Consider the following 22,285-nt stretch of genomic DNA (forward strand, 5'->3'; position numbering starts at 1 on the left):
ACTCCATGCCTTGTCCTTAAGGGCGTGGCATGGCTTTCAAAAAGAGTCGTTTTAGACCCAGTTGGATTCAGTAACGCCACTGTCCGTTTCAGAAGACGACTGCACGGAATATCCGAAGTCGTCTGCACTGCTCGTCCAAACGGCAGCACCCAACACGTGCGCAGGGATCAGTGCGGAACAAAGCAGTTGTCAGGACCATGACGCGGGGAGCCCGATGACACAAGCGTCTCGCAGCGTTGATTGCTGCTTCGTGTCGGGCCGTCGTGAAGGGGCGGCTGGTGGTTGCTAATTCCGGGTGGTTGCGTTCGGGAAGCCTCGGATTCGTTGGATTGCTTGCCCCCGCAGAGGGGTTGACCTTCCCCTCTGGTGGAAGGTCAACACTGGTGTTAGGGAATTGTTTTCCGTCTTGAGGAGGAATCGTATGTCTGATCGTCCGTCAGCCCCTTCGGGGGGACCAGGTGGAATTCCGGTTGCTGTCGGGGCCGTGGCCCTGGCCGTCATCTGTTGTGCCGGCCCGGTTCTGATCGCCGGGGGTGGTCTGGCCGTCGCGGGCGGGGTGCTTGGCAATCCTGTCGTGCTTGCGATCGGCGCGCTCATTGTTGCAGGAGCCGTGGCGTTTAATGTGAGCCGCCGCCGCGCCCGTGCGCGGACAAGTGAAGCACTGAACGGGCAGTCCGATGGCTGGTCATCCGCTGCTGAAGGTCCTTCCCCGAAGATGGCTGACTACTGCGGCCCGGAGAAGACCGGGGCCAATGGTTCCGGGCTCCCTGGGAGCAATCTTGTGGTCCGGATTCCCCGGGACCAGCGGCGTCCCGGGGCTCCGGGCGGCAGCTAGATGTCGAGTTCGTCCAGGGCAGCCTGGTAGGCCTCGTTGTAGGTCGGGTACTGGGCGATCTGGTCCCGCAGGGTGTCGATGGGGATCTTTGCGCGGATGGCCAGGGAGGCCTGGTGGATCCATTCCCCGGCCATCGGAGCCACTGCCCAAGCGCCAATCAGGACCTTGCGGTCGGTATCGGCCAGCAGGCCCAGGTGCCCGCGGGGATCCCGTTCGTAGGTCCACGGCCGGGTAATGGCTGCGGCGAGTTCGATCTCCGCCGCTGCGGTGCTCAGGCCCTGCTGTCCGGCCTGGTCCCGGGTGAGGCCGGCGGCGGCGATTTCCGGGTCGGCGAACACGACACGGGGAATACCCTCGTAGAAGGCCTTCCGGGGTTTGCCGAGAATAGCGTCGGCCGCGATCCGGCCCTGATATTTCGCGACGTGGGTGAAGGCCATGATGCCGGTGACGTCCCCGATTGCCCACACGTTGCCGGCGGCGCGGCAGTGTTCATCGACCTGTACCTGGCCTCGGTCACCCAGGATCACGCCGGCCTGCTCGAAGCCCAGGTCCTGGGTGCGCGGGGTGCGGCCGGTGGCGAAGATGACGACGTCGGCCGCGACCTCGGTACCGTCGTCGAGGTCAAGGACGCTCTGCCCGCCGCCACGGTGGCCCCGACGGGCGGATACTCCGAGGCGGATGTCGATCCCGGCTTCGGGCAGGTATTTGCCGGCCAGTTCACCGGCCCGGGGTTCTTCACGTTCCAGGAGCCGGTCCCCGCGGTGAATCAGGGTGACTTTGACTCCGAAACGGGCCAGGAACGTGGCTGTCTCAATTCCGACGGCGCTCCCGCCGATTACTACGGCGCGCTCCGGGAGGGTCGTGGCCGTGTAGGTTTCCCGGTTCGTCCAGGCCGTGATCTGATCCAGGCCCTCCAGGGCCGGGATGACCGGTTCGGAGCCGGTGGCGATGATGATGTGTTCGGCGCTCAGTTCGCGGTCTCCGGCCAGGATCCGTCCGGGGCCGGTGATCCGGGCCTCCTCTTTGACCACCACCGCCCCGTGGCGTGCGTACCCGTCGATCTGGTCCTTGTCATCAAGATGCCGGATCATGTAGTCGCGGTAGTCGCTGGTTTCTGCCCAGTCCAGCTCCGCACCTGCTACCCCGGCCGCGCGTTGGACTTCCGTGCGGGCCTCGGGTGGCCTGAGCAGGGTTTTGGACGGCACGCAGGCCCAGTACGCGCATTCCCCGCCGATGAGCTCCCGTTCGATGACCGCGACTTTCTTCCCGGCTTTCAGCAGACGGCCCGCGGCGATTTCCCCGCCGGGTCCCATGCCCAGCACTGCCACGTCAAAATGTTCGCTCATATCTCTCCCCTTGATCTCGGATGTTATTTCGGGTGTGTTATTTCGGGTGCTGTTCCTCAAACTGTGGTTCGGGCCGCGGACGCCCCGGTGCCGGCATGCAGGTCTCATGACGTGTCCGTTCCGGGTTAGAGGCCGGCCGGGTCCTTAGTAGGCGCATCGGTGTGCGCCCTTTCCGGGGGCGGCAGGCTGCGCGGGCACGGTTTCATCGAGCAGGGATGCGGCCATGGCCGTGCCGATCCGGTGGGCTGCGGGGTGGGGCGCAGGGTCAGGCCCTGCCCGATGATGCGTCCGTCCGCATCGTACTCGGTGTCCGGCACCACGGCCAGCGCGGCACTAATCTCCGGCACGGTGTGGCCGGAGACGGCGGCCAGGTCCCCGATACCCACCGGTTCCCCCTGTGCCAGCAGATGCAGCAGGGGCAGCCAGAGGGCCGGTTCGATGCCGGTGTCCGGCGAGGCCAGACGGTCGGCGAAGTCGATGAAATCAGTGCTCAAGGCGGTCTTCTTCCGGTATGAATGGCGTCAGGGGTCAGGAGGCGCAGCAGGAGAGTTTGGAGACATCCGTGCTGTAGGACTGGGCGGCGATCTTGATTCCTTCGGCCATGGTCAGGTACGGGCTCCACAGGTTTGCCACCTGCTCCACGGTCATCCCGGCTTCCAGGATGTAGACCCCGGCCGCGGCCAAGTCACCCGCGTCCTTCGCGACGGCCGTGATTCCCACGATCCGTCCGGTGTTGGCGTCGGCGACGATCTTGATGAAGCCGCGGGTGTCCCTGTTCACCAGGGCCCTGGGTACGTACTCCAGGGGCAGGACCCGGCATTCGCACCGGATGCCGGCCTCGTTGGCTTCCTTGTCCGTCATCCCGACGGCGGCCAAGGCCGGGCTGGTGAAGGTGACCCTGGGCAGGTGCCGGTAGTCGACCTCGCGGCCGGCGTTGTTGAAGGCGTTCTCCACCACCAGGGAGCCGTGGGCGGCTGCGACGTAGACGAATTCGCGGTGCCCGGTCACGTCCCCGGCGGCCCAGATCCGTTCGTTGGAGCTGGCCAGCTGGCTGTTGACCAGGATCTCGCCCCGGTCACCGGTCTTGACGCCGACCGCGGCCAGGTTCAGGCCTTCCGTGACCGGCCGGCGGCCCGCAGCGACCAGCACCCTGGCGGCCCGGAATTCCTCCTGCCCGCCGGAGACGGCCGCAGTCGCCACGATCCCGCCGGCGGCCAGGTCCGTGCGCACCGAGGACACGGCTGCCCGACGGACCACGCGGATGCCCTCATCGGCGAAGACACCCATCAGGGCGCGGGAGGCCTCGGGTTCCTCGGCCGAGGCCAGGCGGGAGCGTACCAGCATGGTGACCTTGGACCCGAGCCGGGCGAAGAGCTGGGCCTGTTCCAGGGCCACGTACCCGCCGCCGATGACCAGCAGGGAGTCGGGGACCTCCTGGAGTTCCATCGCGGTGGTGGAGGTCAGGTAGTCCGTGCCCGCCAGACCCTCGATCGGGGGCGCCCACGGGGCGGAGCCGGTGCCCACCAGATAGTGCGCGGCCCTCACGGTTTCCCGGGCACCGTCGCCTCCGGTGATTTCCAGGACGGGATCGTCCTGGGTGCCGGCGAACACAGCATTGCCCTGGCGCAGTTCCCAGCCGTAGTCCGCGATCAGGTCCACGTATTTATTCGACCGCATCGTCTCGACCAGGGAACGCTTCCCGCCGATCAGCCCGGCCATGTCCACTTCCCCGGCTGAGGTGCTGATGCCGGGGAACCGGCCGGTGCCGTCCAGGGCAACATGCCTGGCCTCGGCCGCAGCGAGGAGTGCCTTGGACGGCGCGCAGCCGGTGTTCACGCAGGTCCCGCCGACGGTGGAACGCTCGATCATCAGAACCCGTTTGCCCAGGCTGGTCGCCCGGATCGCGGCCGCGAACGCTCCCCCGCCTGAGCCGATGACGGCCAGATCAAAATCAGGTGTTGGTTCAGACATGAAATCCTCCAAAGTCGTACAGCAGTTCCGTCCCGCAATACCCGCAACGGTGCCTCGTGTATGGGTTCGCCCCCAGTCTGCACCTTCCACCAAGGGGGAAGGTCAAGAGTCCCATGCCCCCGATACAGGAAACCGTGGAGTCCTCACCCGGCTCCACGGCCCCGAAAAAAGTGGGCATTCCCTGTCCCGGGCCGGCCCATTCGATTCCCTGCAATCTCTCTTGACCTTCCACTAAACTGGAAGGTCAAGAGCGAAATCCGGACAAGAGGTGCATGATGCGTATTGGCGAAACCGCCGCGGCCGCCGGCATGACGGCCAAAACACTGCGGTTCTACGAGGACCGGGGCCTGCTGCCGGCCGCCGACAGGGCACCGAACGGATACCGCGACTACGCCCAGGAAACGGTCAGCCGGCTGGAATTCATCAGCCGCGGCCGCACGGCCGGACTGACCCTGGCCCAGATCGGAGACATCCTCTCCGTCCGGGACACCGGCCAGGCCCCCTGCATACACGTGAAGGATCTGCTGGCCAAACAGCTCCGCGACCTCGATGCCCGGATCGCGGAACTCACGGTACTGCGTGCAACCGTCGCCGAATTCCATGACGCCGCGGCCGCCGGGGATCCCGCAGCCTGCGACCCCGAACGCATCTGCAGCTACCTCTAAACCCGACCAGATCCCGGTGCTCGTCCTGCACGGCTGAATTCCCGCTGGCTTAAGGAACACCTCCGCCGCGGCAACCGCGGACTGGAAGGGTGGGAACCCGGCGATCCGTCTACTCCCGGCGGGTTTTGCTCATAAACTGCACGCATCAAATGTCATGGATCCGGGCGGAGCCGTGGTCCTTGTCGGCGGCTCGCAGCGAGGTCCAACCGATGATCGCCGCCGCCGTCAGCAGTACAGCGCCGGAAGCATAGACAATGGGAAGACCAGCCCGGTCAGCGAGGATGCCGCCGATCCCAAGGGAGATCAGGCGTCCGAGTTGCCAGATGACGTCGAACGCGGTGAAAATCCGGCCTCGTGCTTCTGCGGGTGTTTCGGCCTGCAGCAGCGAAGTGAACGTCACGGCACCCGTCGACGTACCAAGGCCGTATCCGGCCAGCGCCCCAAGGGCGAGGACAGGAGACAGGGTGAAGGCCAGTACCCCGTCAACGGCAGCGCGCAACAGATACGGGCCGAAGACAAAGGCCGGGCGCCGCGGGTTGCTGACAAACCGCGACAGCGCCAGGGGGCCCAGGGCCGCTCCGGCACCAATCAGGGCCAGGGCGAGGCCGTATCCGCGGGAATCCAGACCCAGCCGGTCCTTGATGTAGACGACCAGCAGGGCGCTGGTGGCCCCGGCGGACAGTGCGGCGAACAGCTGGCCGACAGCCAGGGCACGAAGGACCCGGTGACGGCCCAGCAGTGCAAAGCCCTCACGGGCTCGTGGCCACCAACGATCCTTCGAAGCATCGGCGGAGCCCGCCCGGTCCACCCGCAGTTTCCGCAGGACCAGTGCCGAGACGGCAAAACTGGCCGCGTTGACCCAGAACGCGGGTGCATAGCCGGCAACGAGAACCACGGCACCAGCGGCAGGGGCCAGCACGATCTGGACGAAGACCGCTGCCGACCAGATCCCGCTGTTCGCGGCCACCAGCTCGTCAGATCCCACGATTGAGGGCACCGTTGACCCCGCCGCAGGGTTGAAAAACACCGAGGCGGCGGACATCGCAAACGCCAGGGCATACACGCCCGCCGCTGAGCCGGCCACCAGCGGCAGGGACAGAGCACACACCATCCTCGCCAGATCCGCGTAGACCATCACCGGCACCGGGCTCCACCGGTCCACGACGATCCCGGCCACCGGACCGAGCAGAAGAACCGGCACGATTTCGGCAGCGACAACACCGGTCACACCCAAACCGGATCCCGTCAGATCCAGCACCAGCAGGCTCAGCGCCACGGTCGCGAAAGCGTCGCCGGCGGCTGAGGCCGTGCGCGCCGCCCAGAGCCGCCGGTATGCCGGGCGCGCGAAAACCGCCCGGATGCCTGGCCGCCCGTTTGCCGTTTGTCCGCTCAGCTGACTTTCTCCATGCTGTGCCCGCAGCAGCACGTTGGGTTCTTGTCCCCGCCGTGACCTTCCGCCGCACCCTTCGTCACCGTGATCTCACAGGCGCACGACGCATCCGGACAACGGTAAACCTCACCTAGTTGTAGAGCCATTTTCTTCCACGTCCTCGTACATCCCACGCTAAAACCTTGACCCGGGGGTAACGTCAATACAGGGAGGAAAAAATGGGAACCCTGCTCACGATCGGCCAGGCTGCCAAAGACACCGGCCTCACGCCCAAAGCGATCCGGCTCTACGAGCGACGCGGGCTGATCCGGACCCCGCCGCGCAGCCCAGGCGGATACCGTCTGTACACCCCCGACGATATTGACACCATGGCGTTCATCCGGCGCGCACGCTCCCTCGGACTCGCCCTCGACGACATAGCGGGCATCCTCACCATGCAGGAAAAATCAGGAACACCGCCCTGCGCAACCGTCCGCAGCATGCTCACCCAACGCCTCCAAGACATAGACGACACCATCACCCACCTGACCGTACTGAGATCCGCACTGCTCACCACGCGCGACTCCGAGCCTCCCCCCGGCGAAGCACACGACGGATGCCCAATCATTAATGCCGGACACCGCCGTATGGAAAACATTCAGACGCACGGCCGGCAACTGAACAACGCCTGAGACCTGAAGATTGCCAATGAGCGTTTGCAGCCACCCTTGGGATCCGCCGGTTCGTTACCTGAAGTATTCTCGCAAACGAAGTATTCCGAGAAGACCACGAATCGAGAATCCCCGGGCATGTCGTTCCCCGCTCCAGCGCGGCGTTCTGCCGCGGAACACCAGCACTTCGAACACGGGATTGGCCACTAACCCCTGATTCTCACAAATAGTTCTCGGAACGGTACAGCCGAACCAAGGCCCGGAATCGAGTTTTGAGAAGGGACCCCCCATGGCTGCACACCGCATCCGCTAATACGCGGGTCTCCACCCGGGAGCAGAACCTTGACCTGCCAGGAGTTTGCCATTGCCTAAGCCGAGTCACCCAATACCTCGATCACATGGCTGCCACGCTGGTGTCGGAGGCGACGGGTTAACGCGAAAGGACAGGCTAGAATCCGAAGTCGCTCAAGCCCGGGTGGTCAAGCGGACGGGGACCGCTACGATACCAGTTGAACTTGCGTTCGGATTCCTTGATCGGCACGTCGTTAATGCTCGCATGCCGCCAACGCATGAGTCCGTGCTCGTCAAAGTGCCAGTTCTCGTTGCCGTACGCACGGAACCACGCGCCGTCTGGATCGTGGTACTCGTAGGCGAAGCGCACAGCAATGCGGTTGCCCTCGAACGCCCACATCTCTTTGATCAGGCGATATTCGAGTTCGTGCTGCCACTTACGGGTGAGGAAAGCGATGATGGCATCGCGCCCCTCGACGAATTCCGACCGGTTGCGCCACCAGCTATCGACCGTGTACGCGGAAGCGACCTTCACCGGATCGCGCGCGTTCCAGCCGTCTTCACCGGCCCGGACCTTCTGCGTCGCGGTCTCACGCGTGAAGGGCGGGAACGGCGGCTTATCCTCTGTCATGGCTGTGCCTATCCTTCTGCCGGCCTCGTTTACGGCCTGCCGCCCGGCCGCTCGACCGAACTCTTTCCCGCTCGACGTCTTGACCAGTGCGATCGCCTCGCCGACCAGCGGAAAACGCGTCGAGACGAACGCTGGCGCTGCGATCACGCCAGTCTAGTCGGTTGACACATTAGAGGAGAGGAACGAGGCGTGAAAGTTGGCGCGGAACTACTGCAGGATGCTTGATGAACGCCCAATGATCCCTAGCCGCAATTTTCACTATCTGTCGATTCGCCAGCCCGCAAAAGGCTGACCACCTACCCCTATAGGACTATTTAACTGACTTCCCCTCGTCGGAGGCCCAGTGCTCCTGAAGGTGCCGTGGGCTGCCAAGTTGGTGTGTACTCCAACTAGACGTCAGGCGTGATGCCTTCTCGTCTGTCAGAATGAAGTCCTTTTTCAATTTTTTGCCGGGTGTTGTCGCGGGTCTCGGATCTCATCCTGACGGTTTCAATCCTGGCGTACTGTAAGCGGTCAGCGTCTGGGATGCACCCGGTTCAGCAGCCTGAACCGGCTCACGCAGCTTCCTGGGCCGTCCTGCCGGAGCTGAAGGTGACTTTGAGCTGTCCACAGCCGGGGGGCCAGTCAGGGATATCCGCGGCTGGAAATTGGGAGCCGTTGGGGGGGGGTAGTTCACGGGCCTCCGTAGCGGTGGATAACCCGTGAGGATTGACCCCGGTTGTGGGCAGCGGAACGGTGCTGCCCGTGATGGCATGATTGTGTCAACTTAGTCGGAGCCCACCAGGACTGGGCCGAACGGTTCCCACCTGAACGACATGGAGTTGGGGACTGCCGGTTGCTGTGAGAGGAACGCATTGGCCTTCGGCCACGGCGTGGAGGGACGCCGTGGGCGTTTGTGTGCCATGTAGGCCGAGCCCGCGTCGCTGGTGAGGGGGCCGAGACGGCGGTGACCGAACTCCGGGATGTAACGGCCTGCGTCGTAGGCAGCGCGTTTGTCGTCTGTGGCCACGCTGGGTGAGCCTGACTTGTTGCTGGAGGCCACGCAGAGCTAACGGGGATGTATCGGCCCCGTTAGATCCAAGGGCTCACGGCAGAGGTCGAAGCCCTCTCTCAAGCTAAAGAGCCACCACGCGACGTCAACACCGCATCTATAAACTGTCGCTGAACCGGGACTTCCCATATCGGGCAACGAAGGCGCCTTCCCGGACCTCTGGACATGGGTCAACAAGGGCTCCCCCGGATGCCCGAAAGGCATCCACCTTGAGTCGACGCCGTCGTTCATCACTCGGAGGTGGCGCCGCCGTTCGTCAGGCCCATGAACATCGTCCGGTGCAGGATGTCCACGTGTTTGCGCGAGACCTCCACGGCTTCCTGGACATCGCGTCCCCGTAGGGCCGCCACCAGTGCGATGTGGTCGTAGTTCGATTTATGCAGGAGCTGGATCGGGTAGGGGATGAAGTACGCGTAGAGCTGTGCCAGAGTCTCGTGGTATTCCTGCACCGCGGTGCCCAGCCCCGACGCAGTGCCCACCAGCTGGTGGAACTGCTCGTCTGCCTTGTGGTAGTCGGACCAGTCCGCAGATTCGGCCATGTCATGGGTCAGCCGTTCGAGCTCATCGAGCTGTTCTGCCGTGGCGTTTACCGCCGCGTAGTGCGTCACGGCGCATTCGAAAAGCAGCCTCCGGTCCACCATCCGGTTCACGGCCCGGGACTCGGCCGGTGATGCGGAGAGTTCAGCCAGCACGCTCCGCGGGGGCTCGTCGGCAACGAACGTTCCACCGCCCCGGCCGCGCCGGCGGACCACCACACCGTGCTCCGCCAGGCTCGCCAGGGCGCGGCGGGCGGTGATCGGGCTGACCGACAGGCCCAGGGCAACTTCCTCCTGATCGGGCAGGCGATCGCCAGGCTTCAGCAGGCCAAGGGAAATCGCCATGCCGATCCGAAGCCGCACCGCGTCAATGGCGCTGCGACGGTCAATGCCGGCCAGCCTTCCGGCCTCGATTGGCGAAGTGTCGGCGGTGTCCTCCAACTGACGGGTCATATCCGCTACTTTACGGCCTAGTCCTCCCTCTTCCTATAATTAGATCATTCTGATCTAATTATAGTGCAGATCACATCCAAACATGGAGATAACCATGCAACGCATCCTTCCCCTCATCGCAGCCCAGGCCCGACCCCGGCTCATCGGCGAGCCAGTCTCGGCGTTTGCGGACGAGGTCAAAGCCGCCCTCGCCGTCCAGCCCCACAGCAAGCTGGTGGTCTTTCCGGAGCTTCACCTGTTCGGGGATTCGGACCCCGACCAGCAGCGCACGGAAGCGCTCCAGGCTTCCGCGGAGCCTTTGGAGGGCCCCCGAGTCAAGGAACTGCGGCAGATCGCCGGGGATCTTGGCATCTGGCTGGTCCCTGGCAGTGTGTGCGAGCGAGGCCCGGAAGGGCAGTTGTTCAACACCCAGCTGGTTCTTTCCCCGGAGGGCGAGCTTGCCGGCTATTACCGGAAGGTTTTCCCCTGGCGGCCCTTCGAGCCCTACGACCCCGGCGACCGGTTCACCACCGTGGACCTCCCCGACATAGGGAGGGTAGGCCTGAACATCTGCTACGACGCGTGGTTCCCCGAGGTGTCCCGCCAGCTCGCCTGGATGGGCGCCGAAGTCATCCTCAACGTCGTGAAAACCACGACGCCGGACCGCCGGCAGGAACTGGTGCTCGCCAAGGCCAACGCCATCGTGAACCAGGTCTTTATGGTCAGCGTCAACTGCGCCGGTCCCACCGGCAAGGGCCGAAGCATCATCGTGGACCCCGAGGGCAACACCCTCACCGAGGCGCCCGACGACACCCCGGTACTGCTCACGGCCGAACTCGACCTTGCCGCCGTCGAGCATGTCAGGAACCACGGCACCGAAAACCTCAACCGCCCCTGGTCCCAGTTCCGCGACGGCGAAGACGCCATTGAACTGCCCATTTACCAGGGCCGGATCACCCCGGCCACCTGGGCTCCCCAGTCCTTCAACGCCTAAGGAAACACCGTGACAACAACACCCACCCTCACGCGCACCCTGAAACTGCCCTCTCTGGTCCTGTTCGGCCTGGCGTACCTGACTCCGCTGATCGTCCTGGGGATCTTCGGCATCATCGCCGAAGCCACCGGCGGGGCATCACCCGCCGCCTACTTGGTGGCGCTCGTGGCCATGCTTTTCACGGCGCACAGCTACGGCCGGATGGCCGTCGCACACCCGGTGGCCGGGTCCGCCTACACCTACGTCCGGCGGTCCATCGATCCCAGGGTGGGGTTCCTGGTGGGCTGGGCCATCCTGCTGGACTACCTCTTCCTGCCCATGGTGATCTGGCTTATCGGCGGCTCCTATCTGAGCGCACAGTTCCCCGAAATCCCCATCGGTGTCTGGGTCGTTGGTTTCATCCTCATCACCACGGCCCTGAACATCCTGGGCATCAAGGTGGCGGACAAGGCCAATTACGTGCTGATGGCGTTCCAGCTGCTGGTCATCGTGTTCTTTGTGGCGCTGTCCATCGGCAACGTGGTGTCCACCTCGGGTGCCGGCGGCCTGGCCAGTACCCAGCCGTTCTTCAACGACACCTCCAGCTTCACCACCATCTCCGCCGGTGCGGCCATCGCGGCGTACTCGTTCCTGGGGTTCGACGCCGTCACCACCCTCACCGAGGAGACCATCGAACCACGAAAGAACATGCCCCGCGCCATCATGCTCATCGCCCTGATCGGCGGAGGGATCTTCGTGACGGTGGCCTACGTGACCCAGTTGGTCCACCCCGGCGGGGTGTTCGAGGACTCGGCTTCCGCGGCCAGCTCCATCGCACTGCAGATCGGCGGTCAGCTGTTCGGAGCCGTGTTCCTCGCCGGCCTGGTGGTGGCTCAGTTCGCCTCCGGCCTCGCGGCGCAGGCCAGCGCCTCGCGCCTGCTCTACGCCATGGGTCGGGACTCCGTGCTGCCCAAGGCGGTCTTCGGCCGGCTCAGCGCGAAGTTCCACACCCCCGTGGTGAACCTGATCCTTACCGGCATTGTCGGCCTGATCGCGATCTTCCTGGACGTAGCCACCTCTACCTCATTCATCAACTTCGGCGCCTTCACCGCTTTCACCCTGGTCAACGTCTCCGTGGTGTTCCACTACGTCCGGCAGCGCCGCGCCGGGCAGAACCTGAACCGCGTGTCCTACGTCGTGGTCCCGGTGGTGGGAGCAATCATCTGCGCCTACCTGCTCTCCCAGCTGGACAGCAACGCGATTACGCTGGGACTGTCATGGCTGGTGCTGGGCGTCGTGGTCCTGGCCCTGATCACGCGTGGTTTCAAAACGGCGCCGCCGGAAATGTCGGCCACGGAGAAAGCGACCGTTGAAGCTGCAGCCTGACCAGGGCCGCCCCCTGACCGGAGAGAAGGAATAACCGTGAGGATAGCGCTCGGGCAGCTGGAGTCGGGCACCGACATCCAGGCAAATCTCGCCGTGATCGACCGGTTCGCCGCCGAGGCCGTGGGCGACGGCGCCGAGCTGATCGCATTCCCGGAATATGCCACCTACGAGAAGAAGACCGTGGACGCTACGTTCCCCGTGATGTCTGAGCCGCTGGACGGTCCCATCTGCCAGGAACTGGCCAGCACTGCCCGCCGCCACCGCATCGCGCTGGTGGCGGGCGTGGTGGAGACCGCGGACGAGCCGGGCAAGGCGTACAACACCTTGGTGGCGTTCGGGCCGGACGGGAGCCGGCTGGCCTGCTACCGGAAGATCCACCTCTTCGATGCGCAGGGCTTCGGGGAGTCCACGTTCATCAAGCCGGGCCCGTCCACTGATCCGGTGGTGTTCGAGCACGGGGGAACGCGCTTTGGCCTGATGACCTGCTATGACCTTCGCTTCCCGGAGCTGGCCAGGGAACTGGCCGACGCCGGCGCCCAGGTCCTGCTCGTCTGCTCATCCTGGGTGCCGGGCACCCATAAAACCGAGCAGTGGCTGGCGCTGAATACAGCGCGCGCCATCGAGAACAGCCTCTACGTAGCCGGGGTGTGTCAAGCGCCGCCGATCTCGGTAGGGCGCAGCATTCTGGTCGATCCGATGGGGGTCACTGAAATCGATCTCGGGCTCGCACCCGGCATCGCAGCGGTGGACATCTCCCCGCAGACGGTGGCACGGGTGCGGGAGTTATTCCCGATGTTCCGCCAACGCCGGCTGTAACCAGTGGCGGCGGTAACCCGGGGCTTTTGCGAAGCAAAGATCCGGGGCAGAGACGGTGATTCATTGCCGCCCGGGGCGGCTGCGCCCGGGTCCGGTGGTTCCTGGGCTCAGTGTTCCGGCAAAGTTATGCTGGATATCCCGGACCCTCATTCCACCGGCGTGGAGGGAATGATCATCTCGTCCAGGCCGCCGATCCTACGGGCGCCTGTATTTGGGTGAGCTCTGCGAACCATTCACCGGTACCCCAGGATCTGCGCACTGTTGTCCAGCGGGTGGCTGGTCGCGCCGCCCAGGGTTCCCGCTCAAAAGCCCGGGCGGGTGGCGGTCCGCCAGCGGTGACCGGCCCGGCAGGACCGGCCACCGCCTCATGGGTCAGCTCACCGGCTGGTGCAGTCCGAAGAGTTGCTGTGCGAGGTCGATCAATTCCTCGGGCACGTCGGCCTCGTCGCCGTCTTCCGTCTCGCCCTGGAACACGGCAGTCCCGCAGTACACGTCGGTCAGGGCTCCGGTTTCTTCAAGGACCAGGAGCGCGGCGCGGCGGTTAGGGGCGAGGTTCAGGATTTTGCCTTCCTCGTTCAGGTAGAAGTGCCAGTCATCCCCGCTCACGGCTTCGATGTTTCCGGCCACGAGGGTTTGCAGGTTTTCCAGTGATGCGTCGATGGTTTCGACCCGTGCCGGTCCGTGTCCGTCGGCGGGGATGATCAGGGCGGTGCAGGTGCTCATCAGGTGTTGTCCTCTCAGGTGGTTCGGGGGTGCGGTGCCCCGCCGCTGTTTGGCGGGGCGCCGGCTCTGGCGCTGGTTAGGCGGCGTTGACCGTGTAGGGCATCCGGTAGCGGGACGGTAGTTCGGCGGCGGCTTCCGGGAGGTCGTCCGGGCCGTGGGCCTGTCCGTTCTTCCAGTGGAAGAACGCCTGTTCGGTGATCGCTTCCCACTGCCGGGCCTTGGTCCGGTAGAAGGTGCAGCTCACGTCTCCCTCGCAGTACGTGGCGACTCCGAACAGGTTGCCGATGCTGTCAGCGGTCCGCGTGGCCGCGACCATGACATAGGGCCACTGGCCCAGGTCCCAGCCGTCACAGCCCCAGCTCGGGACAACTGCCCAGCCTTCGGCTTCGATGAGTTCCATCCAGTCGTAGCCTCCGTTCAGGTGGTAGTCGCCCAGCACGGTCACGCCGTCGATGGTTTCCCCGGTGTCTTTCGTGGTCACGGTCTTGGTTGCGATTGCGTTCATGGTGTTGCTCCTTTTTGCCCAAGGATTCGGTGGGTGGGGCGGCTCAGGTGACCGGCCAGCGTCCCCTCTCCCCCCGTTGTTTTTTGGTTGCTGGCAAGCTCGCTTGCTCGGCGGCCGACGGAGCCCTGTCTACCCGCAGGGCAAGGGGGAGGAAATTCCCGCAAGGAAATCAGCGACACAGGAGCGCCGGAGGGACATTTCCTGCACCGCAGGCCCCGACGCAGGAGGGGCTGGACGGGCTGGAGCGGACGCCTAGAATCCGCAGGAATCTCAATGATGTTGTCAACGGATGTTTGCGTGCCGCTCGGGTGCCCCGGCCGGTTTGTGGCCGGGACGCCGGAGGGGGCTTCTAGTCCGTCCAGCCCGGGTAGGGCTTACGGTCCGCAGGTGGCAGAGCGGCGGTCGTGGCGGGGAGGTTGTCCGGGCCGTGGGACTGTCCGGACTTCCAGTGGAAGAAGACCTCGGCGGTGATCGCTTCGAAGCAGGCGTCCTGGTGTTGGGCGTCGCATTGTTTGACGGTGGCCTCGTCATGGCTGGCGACGATACTGGTTTTGTCTGCAGGGTCTTGCTTTAAGTTGGTCGGCGGCGTCAGAGTGACGATGACCAGTTAAGCGAATGGCCCGGCATGCGAATTTGGAAACCTCCACGCCGGGCCGTTCTAACGCGGAAGGCCGCGCTGATGCTCACGGTAAATCATGATCTTGGGGTTGTCGAGTCAGAATTGTTGGACGGCCGCCTCTCGTGCCCCGGATGCGCCGGGAGATTACGCCCGTGGGGTTGGGCGAGGGTCCGCGTTATTCGCCATGGCACCAGCTCCGGGCGGGAACTAATGGAGCATCGTCCCCGCCGGGCCCGGTGCTCGGGGTGCGCTGTCACGCATGTGCTGCTGGCGGTTACTTTGGCGGCACGGAGGGCCGATAGCGCGGCAGTGATCGCCGCCGCGATAGAAGCCAAGACGGCTACCGGCGCCGGGCACCGGGTTATCGCTGTCCGGTTGAGCCGGCCCGCCTCCACGGTGCGTGACTGGTTACGCACCTTTGCTGCCTGCGCCGGGATCATCATAGAGAAATTCACAGCTTTTACGGTCCGTGACGCCGCGGACGCGGCCCGGATCTGGCCCAAACCAGTTGGCACTGCCGCCGGGCAGGCACTCTCGGTCTTGGCCGCTTATTCGAAGGTCCTGGGCCAGAGGTTCGGCGCCGTCGTTACGGTGGCGTGGGAACAGACCGGGATCGCTGTCTGCAACGGGTGGTTGTTCTGTCGTCCCTGGTGGGAAAACAGTGCCAACACGAACCCGCCCTTATGCCCGGCACTCTAGGTCCGGCACGCTGTGGGAAGCACCTTCCCCGACCCGGGGCAGGCGTAAACCCTGCCTAAGTTGAGAGGAGAGCCCTATGGCCGGCTCCCACAGCACCGCTTCCCGTGATGGTCTTGCCCGGAAAGAGCGAGCGGAGAAAATCGCGTTATTCCGTTACCAGCTCATCCGTGAAGCCGCGGACGACTCCGTCACTACCCGCCAACGCGGTCCCATGGTCAAGGCCCTTGCCGCGACCGTGCATCCTGGCCCGTTCGGCGGGACCATCCAGGTCTCCAAGGACACGATCGACCGGTGGATCCGTGCCTGGCGTGTCGGCGGGTTCGACGGACTCAAACCCAAACCCCGCGCCCAGGGCATGATTACCCCGGAACAGGTGTTGTCTCTGGCGGCGGTCCTCAAACGGGAAAAACCCGCCCGGACTTCGGCGCAGGTGCGGCGGATCATGATCGACACTCTCGGCGACGCGCCCTCGGAATCAACACTGCTGCGTCACTTCCGGACCCTGGATATCCCCACCGGGGTCCGGGAAGTCTTCGGAAGATTCGAAGCCGACCACCCCAACGAGCTCTGGGTCGGCGACGGGCTGCACGGACCGCGAATCGGCGGACGTAAAACCTATTTATTCGCGTTCCTCGATGACCATTCCCGCCTCGTCACCGCCGCGAGGTGGGCTTTCGCTGAAGATTCCGTCAGGCTCTCGGCGGCACTGCGCCCGGCCCTGCAATCCCGCGGGATTCCCGGAATTGTCTATGTTGATAACGGTTCAGCTTTTGCTGATGAATCCCTCGCCCGCACCTGTGCCAGGCTCGGTATCCGGCTCACTCATTCCAAACCCTACCGACCCCAAGGCAGAGGAAAAATTGAGCGGTTCTTCAACACGGTCACGTCCCAATTCCTCACCGAAATCACACCCGCCGGCGCCAACAAAACCGATGACGTCAAACCCGCCACCGGCGCTACGGTCCAGGATACTGCCGGGACCACGATCTCGTCCTTGGAGGAGCTGAACGCGTTATTCAGTTCCTGGGTGGAAATGGTCTACCACCAAGCCATCCACTCCACTACCGGACAAACACCGTTAGCCCGGTGGGATACCGGCTGGGCGAACCGGCGCCCGGACCGCCGGGACCCGGACATCATTGCCGAAGCGTTCCGCTGGTCCGCGCACCGAACAGTGACAAAATCAGCGACGGTCTCCCTGCAGCCCAACATCTACCAAGTCGACCCGTTGCTGGCCGGGAAACGCGTTGAGCTGATCTACGATCCCTTCGACCTGACCGGTGCCATCAGCGTTAGTGCCGCCGGCGGGGTCCCGGCCGGGGAAGCGGTCCTGCTGGAGATCCGCCGCCACGTCCACCACAAAGCAGCCAAAGCCGTTAACGACGCCGATACCGGGGCCGTCAACGCGTCCTCCGGGATCGATTACCTGCGCATGGTAGCGGACCGGCATAAAGACACCATGGTCGGAGCGCCCATCAGCTTCGACAAAATCGCCGCCGGGACCACCAACACCGCCAGCACCACCGGGACCGCTAAGGAACTAAACATATGAGTATCGATCGTTTACAAGCCCACTATGGATTCACCCGCATGCCCTTCGGTAGGGACCTCCCGCCCCAAGCCCTGCACGCCCACCCTTCCCACCGCGAAGCGATCGCGAGGATCGATTGGTGCGTCTCCCAACGCCAACTCGGAGTGATCACCGGTGAAGTCGGCGCCGGGAAAACCGTCGCCGTCAGGGCAGCCCTGAAACAACTCGAACCATCCCGGCACCAGATCATCTACATCCCGGACCCCACGATCACGATGCGCGGGATCCACACCGCGATCGTGACCGCCCTCGGCGGCGGGCCAGCCTTCTACTCCGGCGTCCTAGCCTCCCAAACCGCGTCCCTGCTCGCCGGGGAACTCGACGAGCGTTCCCGCTTACCCGTTGTCGTGATCGATGAAGCCCACCTGCTCTCCAACACCGATCTGGAAGCCCTGCGCATGCTCACGAACACCGAGATGGACACCGGTTCGCACTTCGCGCTGCTGCTCATCGGTCAACCAACCCTGCGCCGACGACTCAAACTCGCCGTGCTGGCCGCCCTGGACCAACGAATCTCCACCCGCTACACGATCACCGGGATGGCGCCGACAGACACCACCGATTACATCCGGCACCACCTCACCTATGCAGGCCGATCCGACCCGCTATTCTCCGATGACGCGATCACCGCGATCCATCAAGCATCCCGCGGCTACCCCAGAGCAGTGAACAACCTCGCCGTCGCCTCCCTGATCGCAACCTACGCCGGCAACAAATCCATCGTGGACGTCAGCGCCGCCCAATCCGCGATCACCGAAAACAGTGAATAAACCCGACCAGCGCCCCCGTCACCGATGACGACCACCACGTCACCATGACAATCAACGCCCCGCCGGGCACCACCGGCGGGGCGTTTCCATACCCGAACCATCGTCACCAAAGACGACGGCCCTATCGTCAAACAACGCGACGGATAACAGCTGGGACCGGAACCAGTGCGTGGCCGTGTCGCCTTCGACGTAAGTGCCGTAGCCGAACAGTTCACCGTTCCCGTCGCGGGTGCGGGCGACAGCGAAGATGATGTAGGGCCAGGATCCGGCATCCCATCCTTCACTGCCCCAATTCGGCAGCACGGACCAGGCGGTGTTTTCGAGGCTATCCATCCAGTCATACCCGTCCCCTGCCCGGTCGTCGGCGGGAAGGACCGGTGCGATCACCGTCTCCGCGGTGTCAACAGTTCGGTGGCGGGTGGTTGTTGTTTGCCTCATGAGGTGATGCTCCGTTTCACTCGGGCGGGGCGGGTGCCTCAAGAACGGGCTTCCCTCTCCCCCACCATGTTTTTTGCCTGCTGGCGGAGCATCGCGTAGCTGTGCCCGACGGAGCCGGGGCAACCCGAAGGGCAAGCAGCCGAGGGGTTGTGTGAGGAAATAAGCGGCAGCGCCGAGCACAATCCATCCGCTGCGCGGCCGTCCGCAGGACGGTTGCGCCGGTGGAGCGGGCACGTACGATCCGCAGGACAGCAGCAAAAAAGGACAGGAAAAAATGCTTGTGCTGCCCGAGCGCAGCGAGGCCCTTATCCGTGCCTGACGCGGCCCGCGGCAGAACCTCCGTGGTCGTTCCCGGAGGTGTTCCAGGCCGCGGGGCGCAGGATAAGGCCGTAAGAGAGCCAAGGAGTAGTAGGAGTACTCCTACTACTACTACTTTACGGAGTTCCGCCGATGTCCCGTCAGCCAAAGAGCGCGTGTATGCCGCCACGGCGCAGATCAGCCTGGCTTTGCTTCCGGATTTCATGCCGGTGACCGGGCCGCGCGGATGACGTTATTGTTTGGTCTTCTTCGTCTTGATGGTTGCGCCGGCGTCGTGGGACGCTGGCCGCTGCTCGGTCGTGGCTTCCTCCCGCTTTCGGCGTCGCATGGCCCGCCAACCGTCACTTCTTCGCTGCGCTCATCGGAGAGTTCCCTCGGTCCGGGGCTTTGCGGAGCAAAGGTCCGGGGCAGAGTCGGTGATTCATTGCCGTCCGGTGGTTCCTCCTTGAGGGCCCGGCAGCGCCGCCGTCCGCAGGACGGAGGAACCGGTCGAGCGGGCACGTACGCGGTGTCAGGCAGCCAGCCGGGCTGCCAGCCGGGCTTCCGGAGCCCGGGGCGGGGTGTAGGTGGTGCCGTCGCGGAGCATGGCACCAGAGGACGTTCAGGCGGCGCCGGGCCAGGGAGAGCATCGCCTGGATGTGGGTTTTCCCTTCACCGCGTTTGCGGTCGTAGTAGGCCCTGGAGGCCGGGCAGCTTTTCAGCGCCGAGAGTGAAGAGAGGTAGAACACCCGGAGGAACCTGCGGTCATAGCGCCGGGGCCGGTGGTGGTTTCCGGTGATCCTGCCCGAGTCCCTGGGCACGGGGGCGAGGCCGGCAACGCCGGCGAACCGGTCCGCGGTTTCAAAGACTGTGAGGTCTCCGCCGGTGGCGCCGAGGAATTCGGCGGCGAGGACGGGGCCGAAGCCGGGCATGCTCAGCAGGGTCCGGGTGTGCCGGTGTTCGGTGACTTTCTCGCTGATCAGCGCGTCCAGCTCGGCCAGTTCCTTGTTCAGGGTGATGATTTCCTGTGCGAGGGCGGCGACCATCAGTTCCCCGATGTGCTGGGCGGGGACGGTGGTGTGCTGGGATTTCGCGGCATCGACCGCAGCGGTGGCGATCGCGGCGGAGGAGCGGGCGCCGTGTTTCTTCAACCAGGCCTGAAGCCTGGCCTGACCGGTGCGGCGGATCCCGTCCGGTGTGCGGTGTTTGGTGAGCAGGAACAGGGCGGCTTTGGAGCGGCTGTAGTCAAAGGCACGCTCCAGGGCCAGGAAGTACTCGAGCAGCTGGGCCTGCAGACGGTTGATGGCCCGGACCCGGTCCGCGGATTTGTCGGCCCGGCGGGCGGTGAGGATCCGCAGCCCGGTGCTGATCTCGTCCCCGGCCCGCAGCGGCTGCAGATCGCGGCGCATCCGGGCCTGGTCAGCTATTACAGCGGCGTCTTTCGCATCCGTTTTGCCCTCCCCACGGTAAAGCTTGGAGGCGTGGTGGACGATTCGGCCCGGGATGTACAGGACGTTCTGGCCGTGGGCGGCGAGGATGGCGATCAGCAGCGCCGGCCCGCCGTGGTTCAGGTCCGTCGCCCAGATAACCTCGTCCCCGTCGCCGAGTTCCAGGACGTTGGCGATGAGCTCCAGCAGAGCCGGTTCGTCGTTAGGGATTCTCTGCGAGAGCAGCCGGTTTCCCTCGGCGTCGATCACGACGCAGTGATGATGGGCTTTGCCGGCATCGATACCGGCCCACAATTTCGTCAAAACAGGCCTCCAGTCTGTCGGATGGGTGAAATCCCAGCAGATAACCGCGCCGTCGTGTCCTTATCCGGCGATCATGTCGCGTCTCTCAATCAGCGGTCGGGTCATCGCGGAGAGTGCGGGCGGCCAATCCTTCGAAGCCGTCACGACCTGGATCGTCCGGCCACAGCAACCAAAGCCATACCCGCCTCCCCTGGGTAGCCACGACCCTACAACGGCCACAGAACCACCCGTCAACACCATAAGGACAGCAACCAAAAAATAGTGGGGACCGGACCGTGCTCTTTTTGCGGGCCGGAATTAACGGTCGGCCGCGAAGCGGACGCACATTTCCATGGCGCAAACCTGCGGGCACCGGGACTGATGAAGCCCTTGAATACCCGCACCAGCTGCACACCACCGTGGGACCAGCCCGTCCGTCAGTGATGGGACGAAAAAGAGCTTTCACCAGCAACGCTGCCGCAGAGTTGCAGCCCATGAGCACTGCCGAGCCCGGACGACGGCTGGAGCGTAACTGGCCAAGGCTGAACTCCCCGCTAGCCTTGTCGCACCCGACCGGCTGGTAAAATGAACGAGAAGTGTGGGGTGCTCGCGATTTTCTTGCCTCGTCGAGGAACAGCACACCTCGATGGGCCCGGGAGGCGGAACCGGGATGGGGAAGGCCGCTTCCCCTCCGATGATGGCGACGGTACTGGCGGTGTGGTGCGGCCGCTCATAAGGCGGCCGGCGGATCAGCGAAAGGACCTGATCGCGGCCGCCCAGCGAATGAATGGCCGTCACCTCCATTGCCTCGGCATCATCGAGGTCCGGCAATAGCCCCGGCAGCCGCTCGGCCAGCATCGTCTTCCCGGCACCCGGAGGACCCACCAGCAGCAGGTGATGGCCGCCCGCGGCGGCGACCTCCAGCGCCATCCGCGCCTCGGCCTGACCGGCAACATCGATCAGATCCGGCCCCACTGACGGCTCGCCGACTGCTGCTGCCGCAGAGAACGAAGGTTCCGCGTCACCGATGTCCTCCAACATCAGCTCCTGCGCATTGGCCCCAAAATCCAGGGCCACCCTAGCCAGCGACTGATACCCCCTGGCATTCGCCCCGGGCACCAGCTGGGCTTCTCCGAGATTCGCCGCCGCCACGGCGAATTCGCTGAACCCCGCCCGCATGCCCGCCATCACGGCCGGGAGAATCCCGCGCACCGGACGCAACCTGCCATCCAACCCCAACTCCGCTATGAAAACGGTACGGCCGGTGCCGCGCACGTCCCCGGCAGCACTCAGCGCAGCCATCACGATGGCCAGATCAAATGCCGACCCCTTCTTCGGCAACGACGCGGGCACCAGATTGACGGTGATCTTGCGTCTGCTCAGGGGAATGCCGGAATTGTGGGCCGCGGCCCGGATCCTCTCTTTGGCCTCATTCAGGGACGCGTCGGGAAGACCCAGCAGCACAAAATTCGGCAGGGTCTGTCCGATATCCGCCTCGACCTCAACGATGTGCCCCTCCAGCCCTACCAAGGCCACCGAAAAAGCCCGGCCCATGGACACCTATCCCACGCCCTTTAGAGACTTCAGCACGGATTCGCACACGCCGTCACCGGGCACCGACGCGGTGTCGATGCAGATCGGGAGCAGGGGAACCCTGTGCTCCCCGGGACACGGCATGCCAAGAACCTGCATCCGGGTCAGCCAGCCAACAGCATCTTTCGCTTTCATGAGCACCTCCACCATCAGGGTGGCGCACAGGCCTGAGCATCGGAAGCGGAACGATCCAAGATGTGGGCGGCTCGGATGTCCGAGCCCGCTGTAGAGGACAAGTTACCCAGCTCGCGCCATCCATCAACTGCTTCAAAGTAGTCAAGAGATGGCGGTTCCTGTCAATCCCAGTCTGGTCCGGAACTCCGTGCCAGGCGGGATCCGTCCCGCCT

At 64.6% G+C, this 22,285-nt stretch carries 19 protein-coding genes and 2 pseudogenes; 9 read left to right on the forward strand and 12 right to left on the reverse strand.

The genetic code is table 11. From position 1 onward, the window contains the following. Positions 1 to 421 precede the first annotated feature (421 nt). On the forward strand, positions 422 to 835 hold the full coding sequence (locus ACLLJI_RS12485) for a hypothetical protein (protein WP_434612680.1): 414 nt from the start codon (positions 422 to 424) through the stop codon (positions 833 to 835). Here the strand turns inward: ACLLJI_RS12485 and ACLLJI_RS12490 are convergent. From ACLLJI_RS12490 to merA, 3 genes are all read right to left on the reverse strand, one after another. Then, positions 832 to 2,181, reverse strand: coding sequence for a dihydrolipoyl dehydrogenase family protein (locus tag ACLLJI_RS12490; protein ID WP_434612682.1), 1,350 nt, complete (start codon positions 2,179 to 2,181; stop codon positions 832 to 834). The two genes, ACLLJI_RS12485 and ACLLJI_RS12490, sit on opposite strands and share 4 nt — an antisense overlap. 125 nt (positions 2,182 to 2,306) lie before the next feature. After that, the gene (locus ACLLJI_RS12495) at positions 2,307 to 2,675 is read right to left on the reverse strand and encodes a hypothetical protein (protein WP_434612684.1); all 369 of its coding nucleotides are present in this window, start codon (positions 2,673 to 2,675) and stop codon (positions 2,307 to 2,309) included. A gap of 34 nt (positions 2,676 to 2,709) precedes the next feature. Beyond that, entirely contained in the window at positions 2,710 to 4,152 is a 1,443-nt protein-coding gene (gene merA / locus ACLLJI_RS12500) for a mercury(II) reductase (protein WP_434612686.1), read from the reverse strand. A gap of 275 nt (positions 4,153 to 4,427) precedes the next feature. On the opposite strand from merA, the gene ACLLJI_RS12505 reads away from it, so the two are divergent. Then, positions 4,428 to 4,817, forward strand: a complete 390-nt coding sequence (locus tag ACLLJI_RS12505; RefSeq protein WP_434621511.1) for a heavy metal-responsive transcriptional regulator — start codon at positions 4,428 to 4,430, stop codon at positions 4,815 to 4,817. A 145-nt stretch (positions 4,818 to 4,962) separates the two neighbouring features. Here the strand turns inward: ACLLJI_RS12505 and ACLLJI_RS12510 are convergent, their stop codons facing one another. Further along, positions 4,963 to 6,243, reverse strand: coding sequence for an MFS transporter (locus ACLLJI_RS12510; protein ID WP_434612688.1), 1,281 nt, complete (start codon positions 6,241 to 6,243; stop codon positions 4,963 to 4,965). A gap of 182 nt (positions 6,244 to 6,425) precedes the next feature. Here ACLLJI_RS12510 and ACLLJI_RS12515 point away from each other — a divergent pair, with 182 nt between their 5' ends. Beyond that, entirely contained in the window at positions 6,426 to 6,878 is a 453-nt protein-coding gene (locus tag ACLLJI_RS12515) for a heavy metal-responsive transcriptional regulator (protein WP_434612690.1), read from the forward strand. 427 nt (positions 6,879 to 7,305) lie between these two features. Here the strand turns inward: ACLLJI_RS12515 and ACLLJI_RS12520 are convergent, their stop codons facing one another. The 3 genes from ACLLJI_RS12520 to ACLLJI_RS12530 all read right to left on the reverse strand — a co-directional run bounded on the left by ACLLJI_RS12520 (position 7,306) and on the right by ACLLJI_RS12530 (position 9,819). Next, positions 7,306 to 7,926, reverse strand: a complete 621-nt coding sequence (locus ACLLJI_RS12520) for a DUF1348 family protein (RefSeq protein ID WP_434612692.1) — start codon at positions 7,924 to 7,926, stop codon at positions 7,306 to 7,308. Between the two features lie 619 nt (positions 7,927 to 8,545). Beyond that, positions 8,546 to 8,788: a hypothetical protein gene (locus tag ACLLJI_RS12525; protein ID WP_434612694.1), complete on the reverse strand. Its 243-nt coding sequence runs from the start codon at positions 8,786 to 8,788 to the stop codon at positions 8,546 to 8,548. A 272-nt stretch (positions 8,789 to 9,060) separates the two neighbouring features. Then, positions 9,061 to 9,819: a FadR/GntR family transcriptional regulator gene (locus ACLLJI_RS12530; protein ID WP_434612696.1), complete on the reverse strand. Its 759-nt coding sequence runs from the start codon at positions 9,817 to 9,819 to the stop codon at positions 9,061 to 9,063. 94 nt (positions 9,820 to 9,913) lie between these two features. Between ACLLJI_RS12530 and ACLLJI_RS12535 the strand changes: the two genes are divergently transcribed. The 3 genes from ACLLJI_RS12535 to ACLLJI_RS12545 are packed head-to-tail and all read left to right on the forward strand — an operon-like array spanning position 9,914 to position 12,973. Next, positions 9,914 to 10,792 (forward strand): carbon-nitrogen hydrolase family protein, encoded by an 879-nt coding sequence (locus ACLLJI_RS12535; RefSeq protein WP_434612698.1) that lies wholly within the window; start codon positions 9,914 to 9,916, stop codon positions 10,790 to 10,792. A gap of 9 nt (positions 10,793 to 10,801) precedes the next feature. Continuing rightward, on the forward strand, positions 10,802 to 12,157 hold the full coding sequence (locus ACLLJI_RS12540) for an APC family permease (protein WP_434612700.1): 1,356 nt from the start codon (positions 10,802 to 10,804) through the stop codon (positions 12,155 to 12,157). A gap of 36 nt (positions 12,158 to 12,193) precedes the next feature. Next, the gene (locus ACLLJI_RS12545) at positions 12,194 to 12,973 is read left to right on the forward strand and encodes a carbon-nitrogen hydrolase family protein (RefSeq protein ID WP_434612702.1); all 780 of its coding nucleotides are present in this window, start codon (positions 12,194 to 12,196) and stop codon (positions 12,971 to 12,973) included. A gap of 372 nt (positions 12,974 to 13,345) precedes the next feature. On the opposite strand, the gene ACLLJI_RS12550 is transcribed toward ACLLJI_RS12545, so the two are convergent. Together ACLLJI_RS12550 and ACLLJI_RS12555 are read right to left on the reverse strand one after the other, a co-directional pair. Further along, positions 13,346 to 13,696, reverse strand: coding sequence for a DUF3846 domain-containing protein (locus tag ACLLJI_RS12550; protein ID WP_434612704.1), 351 nt, complete (start codon positions 13,694 to 13,696; stop codon positions 13,346 to 13,348). Positions 13,697 to 13,772: 76 nt separating this feature from the next. Then, a complete protein-coding gene (locus ACLLJI_RS12555; protein WP_434612706.1) occupies positions 13,773 to 14,201 on the reverse strand; it encodes a hypothetical protein in 429 nt (142 codons plus the stop codon). A gap of 829 nt (positions 14,202 to 15,030) precedes the next feature. Between ACLLJI_RS12555 and ACLLJI_RS12560 the strand changes: the two genes are divergently transcribed. From ACLLJI_RS12560 to ACLLJI_RS12570, 3 genes are all read left to right on the forward strand, one after another. Next, positions 15,031 to 15,519: a hypothetical protein gene (locus ACLLJI_RS12560; RefSeq protein ID WP_434612708.1), complete on the forward strand. Its 489-nt coding sequence runs from the start codon at positions 15,031 to 15,033 to the stop codon at positions 15,517 to 15,519. A 76-nt stretch (positions 15,520 to 15,595) separates the two neighbouring features. Beyond that, entirely contained in the window at positions 15,596 to 17,071 is a 1,476-nt protein-coding gene (locus tag ACLLJI_RS12565) for a DDE-type integrase/transposase/recombinase (protein ID WP_434612710.1), read from the forward strand. Continuing rightward, positions 17,068 to 17,880, forward strand: a complete 813-nt coding sequence (locus ACLLJI_RS12570; protein ID WP_434612713.1) for an ExeA family protein — start codon at positions 17,068 to 17,070, stop codon at positions 17,878 to 17,880. Before ACLLJI_RS12565 ends, ACLLJI_RS12570 begins: the two co-directional genes overlap by 4 nt. A 51-nt stretch (positions 17,881 to 17,931) precedes the next feature. On the opposite strand, the gene ACLLJI_RS12575 is transcribed toward ACLLJI_RS12570, so the two are convergent. The 3 genes and pseudogenes from ACLLJI_RS12575 to ACLLJI_RS12585 form a co-directional block, all read right to left on the reverse strand. Continuing rightward, entirely contained in the window at positions 17,932 to 18,318 is a 387-nt protein-coding gene (locus ACLLJI_RS12575; protein ID WP_434612715.1) for a hypothetical protein, read from the reverse strand. 829 nt (positions 18,319 to 19,147) lie between these two features. Then, a pseudogene (locus tag ACLLJI_RS12580) lies at positions 19,148 to 20,366 on the reverse strand (IS110 family transposase). Between the two features lie 598 nt (positions 20,367 to 20,964). After that, positions 20,965 to 21,905: pseudogene (locus ACLLJI_RS12585) on the reverse strand (ATP-binding protein); the annotation flags it as partial. Positions 21,906 to 22,285 lie beyond the last annotated feature (380 nt).

Source organism: Arthrobacter sp. A5 (assembly GCF_051131705.1).
Lineage (GTDB): Bacteria > Actinomycetota > Actinomycetes > Actinomycetales > Micrococcaceae > Arthrobacter_M.

Bases quoted from the DNA above. Each gene is read 5' to 3' on its own strand.
- ACLLJI_RS12565 (WP_434612710.1), top strand. From the start codon at position 15,596: ATGGCCGGCTCCCACAGCACCGCTTCCCGTGATGGTCTTGCCCGGAAA.
- ACLLJI_RS12490 (WP_434612682.1), bottom strand. From the start codon at position 2,181: ATGAGCGAACATTTTGACGTGGCAGTGCTGGGCATGGGACCCGGCGGG.
- ACLLJI_RS12570 (WP_434612713.1), top strand. From the start codon at position 17,068: ATGAGTATCGATCGTTTACAAGCCCACTATGGATTCACCCGCATGCCC.
- ACLLJI_RS12530 (WP_434612696.1), bottom strand. From the start codon at position 9,819: ATGACCCGTCAGTTGGAGGACACCGCCGACACTTCGCCAATCGAGGCC.
- ACLLJI_RS12535 (WP_434612698.1), top strand. From the start codon at position 9,914: ATGCAACGCATCCTTCCCCTCATCGCAGCCCAGGCCCGACCCCGGCTC.
- ACLLJI_RS12575 (WP_434612715.1), bottom strand. From the start codon at position 18,318: ATGAGGCAAACAACAACCACCCGCCACCGAACTGTTGACACCGCGGAG.
- ACLLJI_RS12560 (WP_434612708.1), top strand. From the start codon at position 15,031: ATGGAGCATCGTCCCCGCCGGGCCCGGTGCTCGGGGTGCGCTGTCACG.
- merA (WP_434612686.1), bottom strand. From the start codon at position 4,152: ATGTCTGAACCAACACCTGATTTTGATCTGGCCGTCATCGGCTCAGGC.
- ACLLJI_RS12550 (WP_434612704.1), bottom strand. From the start codon at position 13,696: ATGAGCACCTGCACCGCCCTGATCATCCCCGCCGACGGACACGGACCG.
- ACLLJI_RS12555 (WP_434612706.1), bottom strand. From the start codon at position 14,201: ATGAACGCAATCGCAACCAAGACCGTGACCACGAAAGACACCGGGGAA.
- ACLLJI_RS12515 (WP_434612690.1), top strand. From the start codon at position 6,426: ATGGGAACCCTGCTCACGATCGGCCAGGCTGCCAAAGACACCGGCCTC.
- ACLLJI_RS12505 (WP_434621511.1), top strand. From the start codon at position 4,428: ATGCGTATTGGCGAAACCGCCGCGGCCGCCGGCATGACGGCCAAAACA.
- ACLLJI_RS12485 (WP_434612680.1), top strand. From the start codon at position 422: ATGTCTGATCGTCCGTCAGCCCCTTCGGGGGGACCAGGTGGAATTCCG.